Genomic DNA, 17,859 nt, shown 5'->3' with positions numbered 1-17,859 from the left:
ACTGCCTCCTGGATGAGGATGGCCCCTTTGAACACACGCTTCCCGTCGCCTTGTTGATTCTTGAATGTTGGGCCTGTCACCACACGGCCCCTGTTTGGTGTGTCGTTCCGTTCCGAGCCTTCGAGAACGACCAACCAGTTCATCCTGCTCTGGTGATGGCCCGCGACGGCCTGTCGTGCGGTTGTCGAGTTGCACGAAACGATTGGCGACGTGACCATGACACTCCCACTGGAGCAACAGTCCCGGCCGTCGGCCTGGACACTCGGTCCTGAACGGAACGATCCCTCAAGCCAGCTCCCCGGCCTCTCCTGGACCACCGGACCCAATGGCCTGGTGGAAACCGTCGGGGGACGGTGGCACGACTGGACCGGGCAGCCCCCGGCCGAAGCTCTGGGCCTCGGGTGGATCGACGGCCTTCATCCCGACGACGCGCCTCGGATTCAGTCGCACTGGCAGGCGGCGATCGCTTCGGAAACACCCTTTTCAGCGCGCTTTCGGGTCGGCCCGGGACGCGACGGCCACATCCGCCCCGTCATCGCCCGCGCCGAGCCGGTTTTGAACGAAGACGGACGCCCGATCGCCTGGAACGGTCTGGCCATGCTCGACCCCGATCCGACCGAGCCTCCCACACCCGAGCCCTGGCGCTCCGCCGCCGCCACCCCGACAGACGACGACGCTCGCGCCGAGGATTTCGCGATCTTCTGGATCGCGTCGGTCAAGGAACGTCGGCTGACCTCGGTCAGTCCTTCGAGCGAGCGATTGCTCGGCCGGTCGGTCGCCGAGCTGACCGGCCAGGCCCGCTCCTGGCTCGATCTGGCCCACCCCGACGACCGCTCCCGAGTGGCCGACGGCTACGCCAGACGAGCCTCGGGCCCCCCCGAGACCCTCGTCTACCGCCTGCTCCGTTCCGATGGCTCATCCCTGCTCGTCCGCGACCGCGTCTTGACGGCCCTGACCCGGTCGATGGGCGATCCGGACCGGGTCTTCGGGGTTCTCGAAGCCGTGGAATCGGACCAGGGGGCCTCGACCGATCGGCCCCAGGAAGTTTCGAAGACCACCTCCACCCCGACCCAAGCGACCAATGAGCCTTCAAATCTGGCGGAGCTGATCGACAGGCTGGGTGATCTGTGCCTGATCGTCGATCAAAACGGCCGGTGCGTGTCGATCAATGCTCCGGCCGAGGCCCTGCTGGGGCAGCCTTGCGAAACACTGCGCGGCCAGCCGCTCGTCACCCTTATTCCCGAGCTGGCCGACGCCCCGGCCGAGGCCGCGCTCCGCCGGGCCCAGGACGATCGCCAGTCGGTGCGGTTCGAGGTCGCCTCGGCTCGGTCTGATCGCTGGCTCGAAGTGCGAGCCGCTCCCGTCGCTCAGGGGCTGGGCCTGATCGTCCGAGACGTGACCGAAGCCCAGGCTCGCCTGCTCGAACTGCAAGAGATCGAGGAACTGTATCAGCTTTCCTCCGAAGCGGTTGACGGCCTGATTTACGACTGGCGGGTCGAGACCGGTCACGTCCAACGCTCGTCGGGCCTGCTCACCTTGCTCGGAATCGCTCCCGGCGAGGCCGAACCGACGAACCTCTGGTGGCGCAATCGAATCCATCCCGACGACCGCCCCCAGGTTCTCGCCGACCTGGAGCAGCTCAAGGCCGATCCTCGGCGTCGGCACTACAGCCTTGAGTATCGCGTCCAACACCGAGACGGCCATTATCTTGACGTCTGGGACAAGGGCGTCTGCCTTCGAGACGATCAAGGGCGACTGGCCCGGGTTGTCGGCTCGACCATCGACATCTCCGATCGTCGACGATCCGAGCAGGCGCTGCGCGAGGCCGATCGGATGAAGACCGAGTTCCTTGCCGTACTTGCCCACGAGCTTCGAAACCCACTCTGCCCGATTCTCGCCGCGGCTCAGGCGTTGAACACCGACCTGACCAACCCCAACCGGAATCTCTCGGCGATCATCGAGCGGCAGGCCCGCCACATGGCTCGCCTGATCGAAGACTTGCTCGACATCTCTCGGATCAGCCACGGGAAGGTCCTCGTGCGTCCCGAGCCGCTGAACCTCGTCGAGCTGGTTTCGCAAACCCTCGACACCGTCGAGGGGCCGTTCCGCGAGCAACGCCTGGAGCTTCGGGTCGATCTGCCCGAAACACCCCTGCCGATCGAGGCCGATCCGACCCGGCTGGCCCAGTGCGTCAGCAACCTGCTGCACAACGCCTCGAAGTTTACCGAGCCCGGCGGCTCGGTGACGGTGCGGGTCGGCAGCGACGACACCTCGGCGTTCGTCGAGGTGGCGGATACCGGCATCGGCATCGCGCCAGACGTGCTTCCCACCCTCTTTCTCGCCTACTGGCAGGCCGACACCAGTCGGAAACAGAGCCAGGGGGGACTCGGGCTGGGGCTCGCCCTGGTCAAAAACCTGATGGAATTGCAAGGCGGTCGGGTCGAGGCCGCCAGCGCCGGCGAAGGGCAAGGCAGCACGTTTCGGCTTGTCTTGCCGCTCCGGCACGCGGCGGACCCTGGACCCGAGGAGTCTTCAGCAATGGCGGCCACCACTCCCAATCCTTCCTCGACCTCCTTGCCTCCGGGGCTCCGTCTGCTGGTGGTCGATGACCGGCGAGACATGGCTCACTTGCTCAGCCGGCTGCTCGGCAACCAGGGGCATCACGTCTCGGTGGCCAACGATGCCGAGCAGGCCCTGGAGATCGCTCGCCGAGAACGGCCCGAGGTGATTCTCTCCGACATCGGCCTGCCCGGCTCGATCGACGGCTACGGCCTGGCCAGGGCCCTGCGAGCCGACCCGACCACCTCCTCGGCCCTCCTGATCGCCATGACCGGCTACGCTCGTGCCGACGACCGAGACCGCGCCCTCCAATCCGGCTTCGACGATCACCTGACCAAGCCCCTCGATTTCGGCACCCTCTGTGAACGTCTCGGAAAACTCGCTCCCGGCCCCCGACCGTCGAAGGCCAGGGCCTGAGCCTTCTCCCGCGAGACCGCCTGGCCAGGCGATCTCGCGGGATGTTATGTTGGGCCGTCAGCCCTGATCGCGCCAGGCGCGACGCCGGATCATCACCCCTCCCGAGACCGCCTTGACCTGCTCGAAGCCCAGCTGCCGGAGCATCCGCAAGGCCACGTGCGACCGCACTCCCGTTCGGCACGAGACGACCGTCTCGACCGAAGGGTCCAGCTCTCCGACCCGATGGCGCAGCTCATCGAGCGGAATGTTGATGATGCCATCGACCCCCGGGAAAGGGGCTTCCGCCACTTCCTGAGTCGTTCGGACATCGACAAATTGAGGCACGTCGGACAGATCGGCGTCGGGCTCGATGAAGTCGGTCAGGCCGTCCATCTGATTGCAGGCGGCAAAGGCGGCCATGTGCACCGGGTCCTTGGCCGCGCCGAAGGGAGGGGCATAGGCCAGGTCGAGCCCCGCCAGATCGGCCACCGTGCCGCCGAAGTGCATGGCCGTGGCGATCACGTCGATCCGCTTGTCCACCCCCTCGCCGCCCATCCCCTGCGCTCCGAGGACCCGGCCCGTCTCCGGATCATACACCAGTTTCAAGGTGATCGGCTCGGCTCCGGGATAATACCCGGCATGATTGTTCGCCACGACAACCACGCTCCGGGCCGATCGGTTCAGCCGTCGGGCGAGTGTCATCGTCAGGCCGGTCATCGCGGCGACTCGATCGAAGACGCGAACAATCGCCGTGCCGAAGACCGCGTCCATCGGCCGGCTCTTGCCCGACGCGGCATGTTCTCCCGCGATCCGTCCCGAACGATTCGCCGGGCCGGCCAGGGCAATCCGCATCGGCGAGCCGGTCGGCCCATAGCGGTACTCGGCGGCATCGCCAACCGCATAGATGGACGGATCATTCGTTCGCATAAACTCATCCGTGCCAATCCCCCCACCAGGGCCGACCTCGATCCCCGCTCCCCGAGCCAGATCCAGCAGCGGACGGACACCGATACCGAGGATCACCACCCCGGCTTCCAGCTCCGTACCGCTCTTGAGCCGGATGCCTCGGGCCTTGCCGTCCGGGCCGGTGAGAATGGCCTCGATCCCGTCTCCCAGGTGCAGCGCGACCCCTCGATTGCGCAGGTCCTGCTCGATCGGTTGCACCATCTCCGGATCGAACAAGGGCAAGATTTGCGGTTGCAGCTCCGCCAGGGCGACCTGAAACCCGCGATGCACCAGTTGCTCGACCATCTCCAGGCCGATGTACCCGGCCCCCACCACCACGGCCCGCTTCTCTCCCGAGGCATCGACCGCCGCCTTGATCCGGTCGGTGTCTTCCAGGTTCCGCAGGGTGAACACCCCCGGCGCGGTCGCCCCGTCGATCGGCGGCACCAGCGGAGCCGCGCCGGGAGCAAGGATCAGCGCATCATACGATTGCTGATACTCGCGTCCTGAGGTCAAGTCGCGTACCGTGACCGTCTTCGCCTCGCGGTCGATGCGAAGAACCTCTTGCCGGGTTCTCACGTCGAGATTGAACCGCGCGGCGAGCATCTCTCGGGGAGCGACCAGCAGCTTCTTCCGCTCGACAATCTCGCCACCGATGTAGTAGGGCAACCCGCAGTTGGCAAACGAAACGTGTTCATCCTTTTCGAACAGGATGATCTGAGCATGCTCGTCGATCCGCCTGGCCCTGGCCGCCGCCGAAGCACCACCGGCCACGCCACCGACAATCACGATCGTCCGACTTGAAGTACTCATCTGGGCAATCCTTCATTCGGTCTCCGAACGTTTGCCGTTCAAACGCCCGGGTTGACCGTCTCATGATCCTTGATTCGAACGTCGCCGAATGCCCCACGCCGCAACCAGCAGCACGGCACCGACGCCTTGCATCATCAGTCCTCGCTTCAGACCGACCGGAACGATTTGAAGGTCAAGCCTTCCCTGGTCATCGGCGCGGACCACAAACGGGCGTTCCCACTCGGCACACCGCCAATCGGGAAACGCCTGACGTCCGTTGACCCACCACCACGACCCGGGATTCTGATTGATCTCGATTTCCTGATGGGGCTCGACCCGAAATTCCAATCGGTTCGGGCTCCAATACTCCGGCTCGATCGGCACTCCTGCCGATGTGAACTCTCCTTCATAGTCAGGGTGTCCCGGCCACCTGCGAGCAGTCGATCCGTTGGTGTCATATCCCATGATGGGCTGAATCCCCCGGATGGTTCCATACCCCCGCAGCGTGTTTGGAAAGGCCGGATTCTGTTCCAGATTGATCGGCTGCATGATCGGAGGACCGGGGAACCGAGATTCTTCCGGAATCGGACCCAGGCCGACGGGTAAGACTCGATGACCGTAGGCAATCAGATCGGCCCCCATCACCACAACGAGCGCCGCGACCGCCAACCCCGGCCACCTTCGGGGATCGGCGCGCAACCGGGCCACGCCATCAGCCACCGCCAGGCCCACGCCGAGCATCGCGGCAATCCGCCAACGTGTCACCACATGCATTGTTTTGAAAATGGGCCAGTCGGCCAGCCAGTAACTCGGCTGAATGATTCGATGCGATCCCAGGCCCAGGGCAAAGGCGATCAGGGCCAGCCAGTGCCACCATCGCCAGTTGCCGACCAGGCTTGTGACAAGCAATCCCACGCCGATGAGGCCGATAAAGCAGTTCGACTCCCAGAAGATCGGGAACGACACCGTGCGCAGGGCCTCGATCGACGGCCGCTGGAGCATCTCCTCCAGGTACGCCAGCAGGCGAAGGTCGATCATCATGCCGCCGGTCCTGGGGAAATCTCCCAGCACCGCGACCATTGGCCCGAGCCGCCAACCGGCCAGCAAGAGCATCAGGCCGACGGCCATCACTCCATGCCGGAGGAACCGCACCCGACGCACCCCGGGTTCCACCCGAAGCCCTCGCACGGCAAACGCCCCGACAATCAAGAACGCATAGATCGTCGGATACGAGATCCCGCTCAGCACGTTGAACGCCGACCAGCCCCCCAGCGCCAGCCCCTCGGCCGGTCGCTCGGCCAGTCGGCAGGTGTGGAGGATCATCCAGGGCATCGCGCAAAAGGTCATCGGAATGTAGAGACCGGCAACCGTGTACACGATCATCCCGCCGTGCAAGCCGAACACCAGCCCCGCGGCACACGCGCCCCACGGATCACCGATCCAGAGCCGGGCCAATCGCCTCGCCCCTTCCACCGCGATCATCAGGCAAATGACCGCCGCCAGCCTCAACCCCGCCCCGGTCCCGAGCAGCAACACCAAGGGGGTTGCCAGCGGCACGAGGCTACACTGCGGGTCGGCCGCCAGCGGAAACCCTCCCCGGTTCCAGGGGTTCCACCAGGGAAACTGACCATGTTCGAGAACGGTCTTGCGAACCGCCTCATACGTTTGCAGATAAAAGTCCCAATCGCCGTATCCCAATCCCTCCCGAGCGAGCAAGGGCCAGGCCAGGGTCGCCGTCGCTGCCGCCAGCGCCCAGGGCAAGAGCCGCTCCACCCAACCGGCCGAGTGGTCCTCAACCCGCGCCGAGATCCAACGATCTCCCGGCCTGACCGTCAGCAACCGGGCGACTCCCAAACCCACCACCCCGACAAACACGAGCATGCCCGCCGCGTGCCGGATCGGCCACGGAATGACCAGAAACAGGTCCGGTCCCAGCATCCCCGCCAGCATCGTTCCCAGCACCAGGGGAACCAGCAGCAGGGGCCTCCGCGTCACGGCCCGGCGCAGTTGCTCCGTCACTCGGCCGGCCCGGCGAGCGAGATGTGTGCTCACGATCGCCTCATCGCAATCCTTTGAGAACCGTTTCGAATCGCGCTCGGTCAGCGCTCGCATCCTTCGATGCGTCCGGAAGCGGATCCCTCCGCTCCCGGACGATGGCCACACTCGGCGATCAGGCGATGTCGGTCACCCCGGGAATCGGGATCGGGTAGTTCGGCGCGTCGCCCCACTCGTACGACTCGGGGCCGAGGCGTTCCTTGCTGTTCAAGGCCTCGTCCGGGGTGATGACCCGGCCCGTGTAGGCGGCCATGCGGCCCATGATCGCCAGCAAGGTCGAGGTGGCGGCTTCCTCGCCGTTGTTGATCGGCCGACCGGCACGAAGGGCCTCGTACATCTCGTCGTGCTCGGTCTGGTACATGTTGTTGCTTTCACCCCGGTATCGCCAGCGGGTCTCGCCTTCGATCCGGTTGCCGAAAACGTCGCAGGTGCCGGTCGAGCCGAGGATGTAGTCCTTCACCTGGTTCGCCGTATTCGGCCAGTGCCGGCAGTGGTGGTAGCCGCGGACGTTCTCGGGGTATTCGTAGACGACCGAGAAGTGGTCGTAGATATTCCCATACCGTTCAGCGGTCCGAACCTGCCGGCCGCCGACCGCCCAAACGCGCTCGGGCTGCACGTTGCGCATGGCCCAGTTCATGGTGTCGATGCCGTGCACGGCCTGTTCGACAATGTGATCGCCCGAGAGCCAGGTGTAGTAGTACCAGTTGCGCTGCTGGTACTCCATGTCGCTGCCGCATTCCTCGCGGGTCTTGCGCGGGTCCCAGACCCCCTGGCTGTTGTAGGTGGTTTCGATCGACCGGATGTCGCCGATCGCGCCGTTGAAGACCTGCTCCATGGTGGCGCGTCGGGGGTAGTGATAGCGCCAGCAGAAGCCGTGGACCATCGACAGGCCCTTTTCGGCGGCATCTCGCACGGCCTGCAGGTACATCCGTAGCCCCGGGCCGTCGACGGCCATCGGCTTCTCGACGAAGACGTGCTTGTTCTTCTCGACGGCGTAAGCCGCGTGGATCGGCCGGAAGTGCGGCGTGGTGGTCAGCAGCACGACATCCGACGAATCGATCACCTGCTTGTAGGCATCGAAGCCGACGAACTTCGAGTCGTCGGTCACGTCCACGCGGTCACCCACGCGAGAGGTCTTCAATGTCTGCAGGCTTGATTCCAGACGATCGTCGAACAGCTCGGCCATGGCGACCAGCCGGCAGCCTTCGTCGGCCGTCAAGGTCTGCTCGGCGGCCCCGGTGCCTCGGCCGCCGCAGCCGACGACGCCGACCCGGATCGTATCGCTACCCGCGGCGTGGGCCACGTTCGTCAGGCTGACCGTCGACGCCGCTCCTGCGGCGGCGGCCGAGTTCATCAGGAAGATTCGGCGGTTGGACTTGCTGCCGTTACGCATCGGGGGGCTCCCTCGGGCCGATCGAAGTGTGAAGCTCGGTCGATTCCCCACCTCGACCTCCGGTGTTTCGAACCGGGATCGTTCGGGGAGTCGCTGTCGTCAGCTTAACATCCGTTGCACACCACCGGTAGAGATGACCCGGCCTCCCTCGGCCGTTACAATGAGTTCCGAATCGCCGCGCGACCGATCACCCGATCGACGAGCCTCCCATCATGGCCATGATCTTCCCCGGCATGGACCCGTATCTGGAACACCCGGGCCTCTGGCCGGGCATTCACAACGAGTTCATCGTTTATCTCCGAGACCAGATCCAACCCGCTCTCGGTCCTCGATACCTCGCAGCGACCGAAACGCGCGTCTTTATCGAAGGAGGAGACCGTGTCATCGTCCCCGATGCCTTCGTTCGGCGCACCAGCACATCCGCTCCAAGGGTGACTCAAGGATCTGTCGCGGTGGCCGAGGACGACGCCCCGGTCATTGTTCGAGCCGATCCCATCGAGATTTCTGAATCGTATCTGACAATTCTTGATCGAACCGCCGGACAGAAGATCGTGACGGTGATCGAACTGCTCAGTCCCTCGAACAAGCGAGGAGGAGCAGGCCGAAAGGCATATCAACGCAAGCAGCGCGAGGTTCTGCGAAGCGATACGCACCTGATCGAAATCGACCTGCTCCGCACCGGCCGGCACACGGTCGCGGTCCCCAAAGGTCTCGCCCAGCCCCGGGGCCCTTACGATTACCTCATCTGCGTCAACCGGGCCAAACGCCCCCGAGACGAGTTCGAGCTGTACCCCCGATCGCTCCGCCGCCCCTTGCCGACCATCTCCGTTCCCCTCGCCAAGGGCGATCCCGACCTCCGCGTTCCGCTCCAGCCGGTCCTCGACCATACCTACAACGCCGGATCGTACCGCGAACGCATTGCCTACGATCGCCCGTGCGTCCCTCCCCTCTCAGACGACGATCAGGCATGGGCCGATGCCTTGATACGAGCCAACCCCGCCGAGGCTCCCCAACCGGAGGCTTGAACCGCGAACCTCAAGACCCGATGATGTGTCTGGTTCAAGACGCGCTGAGCCTTTTGAGCGTAGCCTGCGCTGAGGTTTGACCTAGGATCGTTTGAAGTCAAAAACAATCGGCGGGAACAGGGCCACAGTCGCCTTCTTGCCTGATCCGCGGAAGGGCATCAAGCCGGGGGACCGCGTGATGCACTATGAGTACCTCGCCACTCGAGGCTCCCTCAACGACTCGCCCTCACGAGGGCAGGGGCCAGCTCCCCCGGCACCGTCCCGAAGGGCCACGTCCGTTCGGAAGCGTGACCCCGCGACGATGCACACCGTCTCCTCCGCCGTCCTGGACGACCCCGAAACCCTGACCATGATCGTCCCCTCGGAGGTCGCCTTCCGGCACGAGGTGGTCCCGCTCGTCCTCGAGGGAGAAACCATCGTCCTCGGTGCCCTCGACCCGGAGAACATCGCCAAGGCCGATCGCCTCTCGTCCATCCTCGCCCGATCGGTCCGGCTCGAACAAATCAACCGAAAAATCCTCTCCCAACACCAGGCGCTCCTCTACCAATCGGACCGCGCGAGGTCTCGGAAATCCTTCGCCGTTGCCGCCGCCCCGGCCGCCGCGAGCGACGACGAAGACTTCGTTGATTCCATGCTTCAGGAATTCCCGAGCGACGACGAGCTTCGCCCATCCCTGATCCAAACCCACCCTCCCAGGCCGTCCGCACTGGCGAGGCACCAGTACGGCGACCGTTCCCCATCCGGCATTACGGCCCAAAGTGACGCTTCTGGAGGCTCGACCGGCATGTTCACCTTCGTGGTTGAAGAAGGCCAGCGCGTCTTGATGCGACGGTCGAACGGCACGATGGACGTCGTCGTCGGCCCGAAGCGGGTCTGGCGGGGCCGGAACCAGTTCCGGGCCATGGTCCACCACGTCGCCCACCCCGGCGATTACCTGATCGTTCGCTTCCGAGACGGCCGCCAGGAACACCTGCCCGGCCCTGCCGAGGTCTGGTTCGACCCCCGATCGCACGAGTCGGTCGAGGTCCGCGAGGCCCTGCAAATTGCCGCCAAGGAAGCCGTCGTCGTCTACAGCCAGAAGGAAGGGACCGCCAACGTCCAGCGCCGGATCGAGTACGGCCCGGCCCTGTTCATGCCCCGCCCCGGCGAGTGGCTGCACACCTTCTCCTGGCACGCCTCGAAAGGGGGCTCCGAGGGGGTCGTTAAGATCCCCAACGGCCTCGTCTTCCAGAAACTCTGGTTGATGCCCGACCAGATGTACCACGACGTCTCCGACGTCCGGACCTCCGACGACGCCGTCTTGCGCATTCGCCTGATGATCTTCTTCGAATTGATCGACATCGACCGGATGCTCGACGCCACCCACGACCCGATCGGCGACTTCGTCAACGCCGCCTCCAGCGATGTCGTCGACTTCACCGGCCGCCACGACTTCGAGTCCTTCAAGCGCAACACCGAACGCCTCAACGAGCTCGACACCTACCGCCAGCTCACCGGCCGAGCCGCGCAGTGCGGCTATCGGATCAACAAGGTCGTCTACCGAGGCTACGGCGCCGCCGAACGCCTCCAGCAGATGCACGACCAGGCCATCGAGGCCCGCACCCGCCTCCAGCTCGACCGTGCCACCGAGCAACAGGCCCAGGACCTCGAAAACTTCAAGCTCGACAGCCAGCTCGCCCGCGCCGGCAAGCGCCGCACCGAGCAGGCCGCCGAGGTCTCCCACGAGCTTGAACTCGACGCCCAGCGCCTTGATGCCGCGCTGAAGGCCGAAGACGCCCGCCGCGCCGCGCTCCGCGAGGCCGCCCGCCTCGACGCCGACCAGACCCGCGCCGCCCTCGCCCTCGACGACGCCCACCGCCGCGACCACCTCGCCTCCCTCCGCGACCTCGGCGTCGATCTCACCGCCTTCCTGACGCAGAGCCGCGCCGATCGTGTCATCGAGCTCCGCTCCCCCCTCGGCGGCCACGGCGCGACCCACGTCCACCTTGATTCTTCAGCCTCCTCTCCCTCCCGTTCGCTCGGCGAATCTTCATAAGCCCGGCTGGCTCCCTTCACGGGGCCGTCCGCTCCGAAAACGGCTTCTGAGAAGACGATCGAACCGGGCCTCGAGCCCTCCCTCGCCTCCGAGCCGCGTGCGCCTCGCGTGTATCTGCCATTAGACGGCCAAAAAAACGCTGAAACGAACCGTGCGAGGCTGGAAACGGAATCACCACTGCAGGGCATGCCCCCTGGTGCTCCTTTCCCCTTCGGAACGCCCGGGGCCTTGCTCTCGGCACCGTGGCCACTTCGCACGGTGGCCACCGGAATGCCGAGGGAGAAGCTCGATGGAACCTCACACGATCCGTCAACGTCTCATCGCGCTGATGTGTCTCCTCCTGATTCCAGGAGGAACGATTGCCGCTGAAGAGGCCTGGCTCTCCGAGTCGGAGCAACGGTTCTTCGAAGCCTTCGGAGTCAACGCGGTCGTGGGCGGCGAAGAGGTGAAGCGAGACATGCTCTATGGACGTCTCCCTTACATCGCCCGAGATGCTGAGCAGCCACTCCGATCACGAATCGAAGCGCTCCTCGCGGCCCAGGATCGAATGAAGGTCACCAGGCAGGACGTGGCCGAACTCGCCACCCGTCAGGCGGCGGGCATTGTGGAAATGATCGGACGAAACCCCATCGATCCCGCTTATCTTTTCATGCTGATTGGTGACCTTCCCTGGGATCCGACCGCGGCCGTGGAGATCGTCAATGGGTTAGTGGCCGACGGCAGTCCCATCATCACCGCCTGGGAGATGCAAGGCGATTGGATTGTTCGGGCTCTGGAAGCCAAGGCAGAACACGACGCCATCCTGGAGCAAATTCTGGCCGATGCCAGCCGGAGGGCGCTCGCCGATTCCCTGAATTCCCCACCAACCGTCGATGTCGATTATGACGAGTTTGTGTTGAAGCTTGTCGGTTCGGGTGGAGATCAGCCCCTCGGAACGCCCGTGGTTCAGATCATCTTGCATCGCAAACCCCTGACGGGCGAGTGGATCTGGACCAATGTGGCCAGTTCGGTCATCCTTCGGATGATGGGCGTGAAGAACCTCGACTTCGAGGCGGCGTTCCAGGGAATCCGGCTCGCGGCCGTGCAGGAGATGGTCGAAAACCAACCATTGGTCCTCACACAAATCTTGCCCACCGTGCAGGCCGAGGAGGACTTTACCCTCCACATCCCCCTTCCGCCCGGCGAGGTTGCAGACCTCGATCAGATCGAGTTCCGCATCTGGAGTGCTCAAGGGCGCTGGCAGACCAACACCTTCCCAGGCCTCGCCCAGGCACGGCAGAAGGCCATCGAACACGCGGAACGCGAACGGCTTCGACGACTCGCGATTTTTCAGGCCTGGCTCCGCAAAAAAGAACGCATCCGCCGCAACGACCTCATCAAAAGAGCGATTTACGCTTACATTAACAATGGAATCAAAAACGCCATCACACAAGAACGCTTTCGTCAGCAGTTCATCGTCGCACGCTTCAACGATTTTTCGCTCGGAGGGCGCTGATTTTCGAGAGTCGCGACGGGTCCGCGCGTCCGGACCCGACGGACGCGCGGACGGTTGAATCAATCGATCCATCGTTCGGGCCGGGACCGAGGGATCAGCGGAACCGGCTCCAATATTGTGGCTGGCGGAGGCGGAAGCTGCCGCCTTCGCTGATGACCTTGACGATCCAGTTGGCGTTGCGTCGCAGCTCGTGCTTCGATCGCTCGAAGGCGCTGCCGCTTCGGGAGAGCGATCGGAGGCAGAGCCAGGCGAGCAGACCGGCCAGCAAGGCGGCCCCTCCGGCGACGGCCAGATAGGCGCCGAAGCGGGGCAGCCACTCGGCCCAGACGATCAGCTCGGCCAGGCCGACCAGGCCGATCGGCACGCAGGCGACCAGCACGACCAGCCCGACGATGAGACCGATGGCCGGTCCTCGGGCCTCCTGGACCGTGGCGTGGAGATCGGTCTTCGCCAGCCGGACCTGAAGGTCGGCCAGGGTGAGCATGTCGTGCCCCAGCTCGGTCAGGCTCCCTTGCAGGCTGTCGGGGACCTCAACGCCAAAAAAAGTCAACGTCTTTTGATGAACCATCCGATCAAGACTCCCATGGCCATGGCCGCGGCCAGCGATCGGGCCGGGTGGCGGACGATCTGTTCTCGGGTCGTGGCCAGAAACGATTCCAGGCCTTCGCGGGCCTGGCTGTAGCCCTCCTGGGCTCGGGCCGACAGTTCCGCGGCGGCCTCTCGGGCCTGTTCGGAGGTCGGGGCGTCAGAAGGGACGCCCAGGTGTTGGGTGATCCGGTTGAACACGGCGAGCTTCCTCCTCCGGCGTCGGGCCCATTCCGGCAGACGGGGCCAGTAGCCGATCTTCGACGAATTGGATCGCGTAATTCTGAGCCGCCCGCAAGGCAATCGGAGCCAGGAAGCCCAGAGCCATGGAAACCACCCCCTTGCTCGGACCCTTCTCCTGCTCGGGCTCTTCGTAGCGGGGGGCTCGACGCGCCGAGGTCGCTCGCTCGCGCTCAATCACCTTGATTCGGCGGCGAGGAACCAGCAACCAGGCGGCGAGAAACCCGACGCCGAAGGCCGCTCCGGCCGCCGGCCAGGGGGCGCTCCGCACGTAGCCTCGCCAGTTCAAGGTCGCTTCCAGGTGCTCGGCCGCGACGTTGACGTCGGCGTGAATTTCACGACGAATCCGCGCCATCTCGCGACGCAGTTCCTCGACCTCAGCCTGATCGGGTCGTGGGGGGTTGGGTGATGCCACGGTCGGCCTTCCTCTCTGTCTCGGTCGGTCCGACGATTAAAAGCCCAGCGAATCGGCCGCCCGCCGAGCCCGTTGCGAGACCGAGTGCCCCAGGTCGTGGGCATAGTCCGACGCCTGGTGCGCCGCCGATCGGCCCATCATCTCGGCGCGCCGGCTCAGGTCGCTCAGCGAACCAGACAGGTCATCCAGCGACCAGCCACCGGCCCCACCTTGCCGCGATCGGGCCGGCACCAACGCGACCAGGGCCAGGCCCAAACCCACGCCCAGGCCGAAGCTCGTCCAGACAGAGGTCATCGGTCGGCGGTTGACCACACGGCGGAAGCGTTGATCGGCGTGCATGGCCATCTCCTGTGCATGCTGGGCGAGAGACTCGGCCTGCTCGGCCAGTTCGGCAGACCGCTCCGAGAGCCGCTCGGCCAGTTGTTCCTTCTCGTTTCGGGCTCGTTGCTGGACATTGCGTCCATTGCTCGACGAGCCTTTCTTGCGGGTCGCCATGATCGTCGTCCTCTCTCCCTGTGGTCGATTCAAAGCGTGTCGTCTCGTCGTTCCACAACGCACCTTGCGGCGTTCAGCGCGTAGACGACAGCCGGTTACCATCTCCGACCCTCAACGCTTTCCGGGTCGAAGCAAGACACAACGACTGCTCTTGCAAGTCGGATGCCGACTCCGCAATCATCGCAGCGCCCGGGTTCGGCATTCCAGTTGCTACATCGTTCTTTCTGGTAAGCCCGGCGGCCGTGCCCGATCGGGTCTGCCGCCGGGACGATCCGATTCGAGGCCGAGTGAATCCGGGCCCTCGACACCTGCGAATCGCCCCGGTCCCCGATCCGATCGGGTAACGTCATCAAGCGCCTGCCAACCCGTCGCACCGTGAACGTGAAGGAGACACGACCATGAATGCCCAGACACTTCAGGGCCACTGGAACGAGATCAAAGGACAGCTCAAGCAGAAGTGGGGTCAGCTCAGTGACCAGGATCTCGAATTCGCCGAGGGGAACGTCGATCAACTGATCGGCAACATCCAGCGCAAGACCGGCGAGTCGCGCGAAGCCATCGAGAAGCACCTCGACGCCCTCATCAACCAGGGTGCCGCCGGGCTCGCCGCCGCCGCCGAACGCTTCCAGCACGCCTCTCACTACGCGAGTGAGCACCTCCGCAGCGGCTACGAAAACGCCCGAGCCTCGTTCTACGACCAGTACGGCGAGGCCGAAGAACTCGTCCGCAGCAACCCCATGCAGTCCGTCGGCACCGCCTTCGGCATCGGTGTGCTCGTCGGCGTCACCCTCGGCCTGCTGATCCGTCAGCGCTGAGCCTCGCCAACCGCCCAATCGATCGACCGATTGATTGCGTGCTGAAGCAATTCGACGTGAACACTCCGGCGCGATGCCTGGCTCTCCCCCCGGCACCGCGCCGGTTTCGCGCGCCTGCTCCGAGGGCTCTGGTCGATGGGTGACCACCAGGAGCACGCCGAGCGCCCTCGCACCGTTCGCCGGCACCCTCTCGCCCCGCAAGGCCCAAGCGGAAAAACCAACCGTCCGATCGGCACATTCCCGAGCCCTCGGGTCTGGTCTTGGCACCCCTCGGCGCCTATCGTACAAGTGTCGGGAGGCGATCCCTTCCGGCCACCTCTCAATCCCGAACCCCCCGTTTCTTCGGCGGGTGACGAGGCTCGCTGTGTTGCCTCGGCCGTTCCGGGACTCGACCGCAACCGCATCGTCCCGACAGAGGAGTCGACCGATGACCTGGCTCTCTGAAGATCCCTGGCCCCTGGCCGGTCTGTTCGCCCTGCTGGCCGTCGGCTTCCTGATTCGCGTCCGGTTCTCGCAGCAAGGCAAGCATCTGGCCTATGCCGCGGCGGCGCTCGGGCTGGCGGGGATGGTGCTGCTGATCGAGCAGCTCTGGGTGACCGATCGCGAGCGGATCGAGCTGGCCATCTACGACATGGCCGACGCCGTCAAGGCGAGCGACTTCGACCGCTTCGAGTCGCACCTCGCCCCCGAGTTTGAGAAGCAGGTCGGCATGCTCACCAAGGCCCTCCTGCGGGGCACGCTCGCCAACGTTGAGTTCGAGTTCGTCCGGATCGCCCAGCTTGAGGTCCAGGCCGGCCGCGCCACCCGCATGGGCAAGGCCGATTTCCTCGCCCAGGCCCAGTGGGAGGAACGCTCCTCCAGCCTCGGCACCGACTACAACGCCACCCCGTTGCCCGGCATCGGCTTCTCGATCGGCTTCCGCGAGGTCGATCCCAAGACCTGGAAGGTCACCCGGATCGACGTCACCAGCGTCCCCGCTGGCGGCACTCCCGAGAACGTCGCCGGCTACATGGCCCGCTTCTCCAGGACCCGCTGATCCGAACCGAACCCAGGAAGGGGGCATTCCCTCACCATCCCCCTTCCTGGCCAATCCCTCGGCCCCTCTCAGGCCGGTACCGACCCCTCGGTGCGAAACGCCGTCGTGTCGCGGCCAAAGGAAAGATAGCGGTATCCTTGCTCGCGAAGCATCCGGGCGCAGGCCACCTTGTCGTCGTACGACAGGTGATTATTCTCAAAGTTGATGATTCCCGGCCGGATCGGGGTCGAGAACATCATCTTGATCACCTCGAAGTCAAACCCCTCGGTATCAATCTGCAACAGGTCGATCCGGCCGACCTTGCAACGCTCCAGCAACGTCTGCAACGTGAACGACGGCACCTCGATCGGCTGAATCCGGCTCTCCAGGTTCGGAATGCTCCGATACTGCTTGGCCAGCACCGCTCTCGAAAACGACGTGCAACGGCTTGCCGGACTGCCCGGAGCCTCGGCCACCCGCCAGAGGGTCATCGTGCCGTCGGTATGACCGATCGCGCAGTTGACGCACTGAACATGATCGACGTTCTCGTATGTCTTTTTCAGGCGATCAAACGCATCCGTCAACGGCTCGACCAGCAAGGCCGACCACCCGCGCTCAATGATCAGGTCATGCACCGGATCATTCGAGACGCCGTCGTTGGCCCCGATCTGGACCAGCGAAAAGTCCGCCCCGGTATGCGGAATCCGATCCGCGAGCAAGGTCAGCAAATTCAGCGGATGATCGTTCGGGAACGGAAGCCGCGTGATCTGAAGCCCCTGCCGCCGGAACTGCTTCAGGACTCCTTCGACCACTTTCGATTTCACGGACATGGATGACCCTCAAGAATGCCCCCGTCGGCGGAGGCGTGAAATCGCCGCAATCGGCAACGTATGCTGGGCTCGGGAGTGTGTCTGACGAAGAAACCGCTCGATCGTTCGGCTCCGAGACGATCGAATCCCCGCCTCGCCTCCCTCACGGAGTTCCCCCCCGCACCTGTTCGCGGAGCGCCTCCATCCGGTCGGGATATTCCAGGACCACCAGTTCGTGCGTGTCGGCCTTGTACGCATACTCCTGATAGGCCGGGAGCTGCGGCAACCGGATGCCGTTGGCGTCGAGAATCTCGCGCTTGAACTCCTCGAAATCGGCCGGATAGCGGTCGTTCAGGGCGTTGTACAGGTTCACCGCGTGCTGAATCTGCAACACGGCCGCCTGTCCGATGATCGAAACATAGGCGTTGCCTTGCAGCGTGATCGGATCTTTTGCCGTAATCTTGCCGGTCGAGACCTGAACGTTTTGCCCGCTCTGCATCTCGGCGTTGAAGTCGCGGACGTCGTCGGTCGTCTGCCCGATCGTCCTGCGCAATTGCACCGGAGCCTCTCCCGGAGCCCCGGCCACCGGCGGCGCCGGCGGGGCGTTCTGGTCCACCAGCGGCGGCGGCGGCGGACTCCCCCCCGCTCCCGACGCCGTCGGCGATCCGTCCGACCCTCCCCCATTGCAACCGGCCATCATCATCAGGACCGCCCCGAACACCCCTCGGAAAACGGTCTTCCACACGTGACGCATCTTGGGGCTCCTCGATCTTCGCAAACACGCCGGGCC

The 17,859-nt window shown here is 64.9% G+C and carries 15 protein-coding genes; 6 read left to right on the top strand and 9 right to left on the bottom strand.

From position 1 onward, the window contains the following. The first annotated feature begins 216 nt into the window (after window positions 1–216). Window positions 217–2,976 (top strand): PAS domain-containing protein, encoded by a 2,760-nt coding sequence (locus GA615_RS17485; protein WP_161602403.1) that lies wholly within the window; start codon window positions 217–219, stop codon window positions 2,974–2,976. Window positions 2,977–3,033: 57 nt separating this feature from the next. Here GA615_RS17485 and GA615_RS17480 read toward each other — a convergent pair whose 3' ends face one another. The 3 genes from GA615_RS17480 to GA615_RS17470 all read right to left on the bottom strand — a co-directional run bounded on the left by GA615_RS17480 (window position 3,034) and on the right by GA615_RS17470 (window position 8,140). Continuing rightward, window positions 3,034–4,713: an FAD-dependent oxidoreductase gene (locus GA615_RS17480; RefSeq protein WP_152052607.1), complete on the bottom strand. Its 1,680-nt coding sequence runs from the start codon at window positions 4,711–4,713 to the stop codon at window positions 3,034–3,036. Between the two features lie 60 nt (window positions 4,714–4,773). Then, a complete protein-coding gene (locus tag GA615_RS17475) occupies window positions 4,774–6,744 on the bottom strand; it encodes a hypothetical protein (RefSeq protein ID WP_152052606.1) in 1,971 nt (656 codons plus the stop codon). Between the two features lie 118 nt (window positions 6,745–6,862). Continuing rightward, complete coding sequence (locus tag GA615_RS17470; RefSeq protein ID WP_152052605.1) at window positions 6,863–8,140, bottom strand: Gfo/Idh/MocA family protein; 1,278 nt, start codon at window positions 8,138–8,140, stop codon at window positions 6,863–6,865. Between the two features lie 212 nt (window positions 8,141–8,352). On the opposite strand from GA615_RS17470, the gene GA615_RS17465 reads away from it, so the two are divergent. From GA615_RS17465 to GA615_RS17455, 3 genes are all read left to right on the top strand, one after another. After that, window positions 8,353–9,165, top strand: coding sequence for a DUF4058 family protein (locus GA615_RS17465; protein ID WP_152052604.1), 813 nt, complete (start codon window positions 8,353–8,355; stop codon window positions 9,163–9,165). 301 nt (window positions 9,166–9,466) lie between these two features. Then, on the top strand, window positions 9,467–11,200 hold the full coding sequence (locus GA615_RS17460; RefSeq protein ID WP_161602402.1) for a GspE/PulE/PilB domain-containing protein: 1,734 nt from the start codon (window positions 9,467–9,469) through the stop codon (window positions 11,198–11,200). Between the two features lie 289 nt (window positions 11,201–11,489). Further along, a complete protein-coding gene (locus tag GA615_RS17455) occupies window positions 11,490–12,695 on the top strand; it encodes a hypothetical protein (protein WP_152052602.1) in 1,206 nt (401 codons plus the stop codon). Between the two features lie 94 nt (window positions 12,696–12,789). Here GA615_RS17455 and GA615_RS17450 read toward each other — a convergent pair whose 3' ends face one another. From GA615_RS17450 to GA615_RS17435, 4 genes are read right to left on the bottom strand one after another with little or no spacing between them, the layout of a single operon-like run. Further along, the gene (locus GA615_RS17450) at window positions 12,790–13,263 is read right to left on the bottom strand and encodes a phage holin family protein (RefSeq protein WP_152052601.1); all 474 of its coding nucleotides are present in this window, start codon (window positions 13,261–13,263) and stop codon (window positions 12,790–12,792) included. After that, window positions 13,242–13,481: a hypothetical protein gene (locus tag GA615_RS17445; RefSeq protein ID WP_152052600.1), complete on the bottom strand. Its 240-nt coding sequence runs from the start codon at window positions 13,479–13,481 to the stop codon at window positions 13,242–13,244. Before GA615_RS17445 ends, GA615_RS17450 begins: the two co-directional genes overlap by 22 nt. Then, complete coding sequence (locus GA615_RS17440; RefSeq protein WP_152052599.1) at window positions 13,441–13,935, bottom strand: hypothetical protein; 495 nt, start codon at window positions 13,933–13,935, stop codon at window positions 13,441–13,443. Before GA615_RS17440 ends, GA615_RS17445 begins: the two co-directional genes overlap by 41 nt. Before the next feature lie 36 nt (window positions 13,936–13,971). Further along, the gene (locus GA615_RS17435; protein ID WP_152052598.1) at window positions 13,972–14,430 is read right to left on the bottom strand and encodes a hypothetical protein; all 459 of its coding nucleotides are present in this window, start codon (window positions 14,428–14,430) and stop codon (window positions 13,972–13,974) included. Window positions 14,431–14,828: 398 nt separating this feature from the next. On the opposite strand from GA615_RS17435, the gene GA615_RS17430 reads away from it, so the two are divergent. Both GA615_RS17430 and GA615_RS17425 read left to right on the top strand, forming a co-directional pair. Then, window positions 14,829–15,245 (top strand): CsbD family protein, encoded by a 417-nt coding sequence (locus GA615_RS17430; protein ID WP_152052597.1) that lies wholly within the window; start codon window positions 14,829–14,831, stop codon window positions 15,243–15,245. Window positions 15,246–15,672: 427 nt separating this feature from the next. After that, window positions 15,673–16,281: a hypothetical protein gene (locus GA615_RS17425; RefSeq protein ID WP_152052596.1), complete on the top strand. Its 609-nt coding sequence runs from the start codon at window positions 15,673–15,675 to the stop codon at window positions 16,279–16,281. Window positions 16,282–16,349: 68 nt separating this feature from the next. Here GA615_RS17425 and GA615_RS17420 read toward each other — a convergent pair whose 3' ends face one another. After that, entirely contained in the window at window positions 16,350–17,090 is a 741-nt protein-coding gene (locus GA615_RS17420; protein ID WP_152052595.1) for an FkbM family methyltransferase, read from the bottom strand. Between the two features lie 142 nt (window positions 17,091–17,232). After that, window positions 17,233–17,823: a hypothetical protein gene (locus GA615_RS17415; RefSeq protein ID WP_152052594.1), complete on the bottom strand. Its 591-nt coding sequence runs from the start codon at window positions 17,821–17,823 to the stop codon at window positions 17,233–17,235. Between the last annotated feature and the right edge of the window lie 36 nt (window positions 17,824–17,859).

The organism is Tautonia marina, from assembly GCF_009177065.1.
Taxonomy (GTDB): Bacteria; Planctomycetota; Planctomycetia; order Isosphaerales; family Isosphaeraceae; genus Tautonia; species Tautonia marina.
This window is presented reverse-complemented; position numbering and strand designations above follow the sequence as displayed.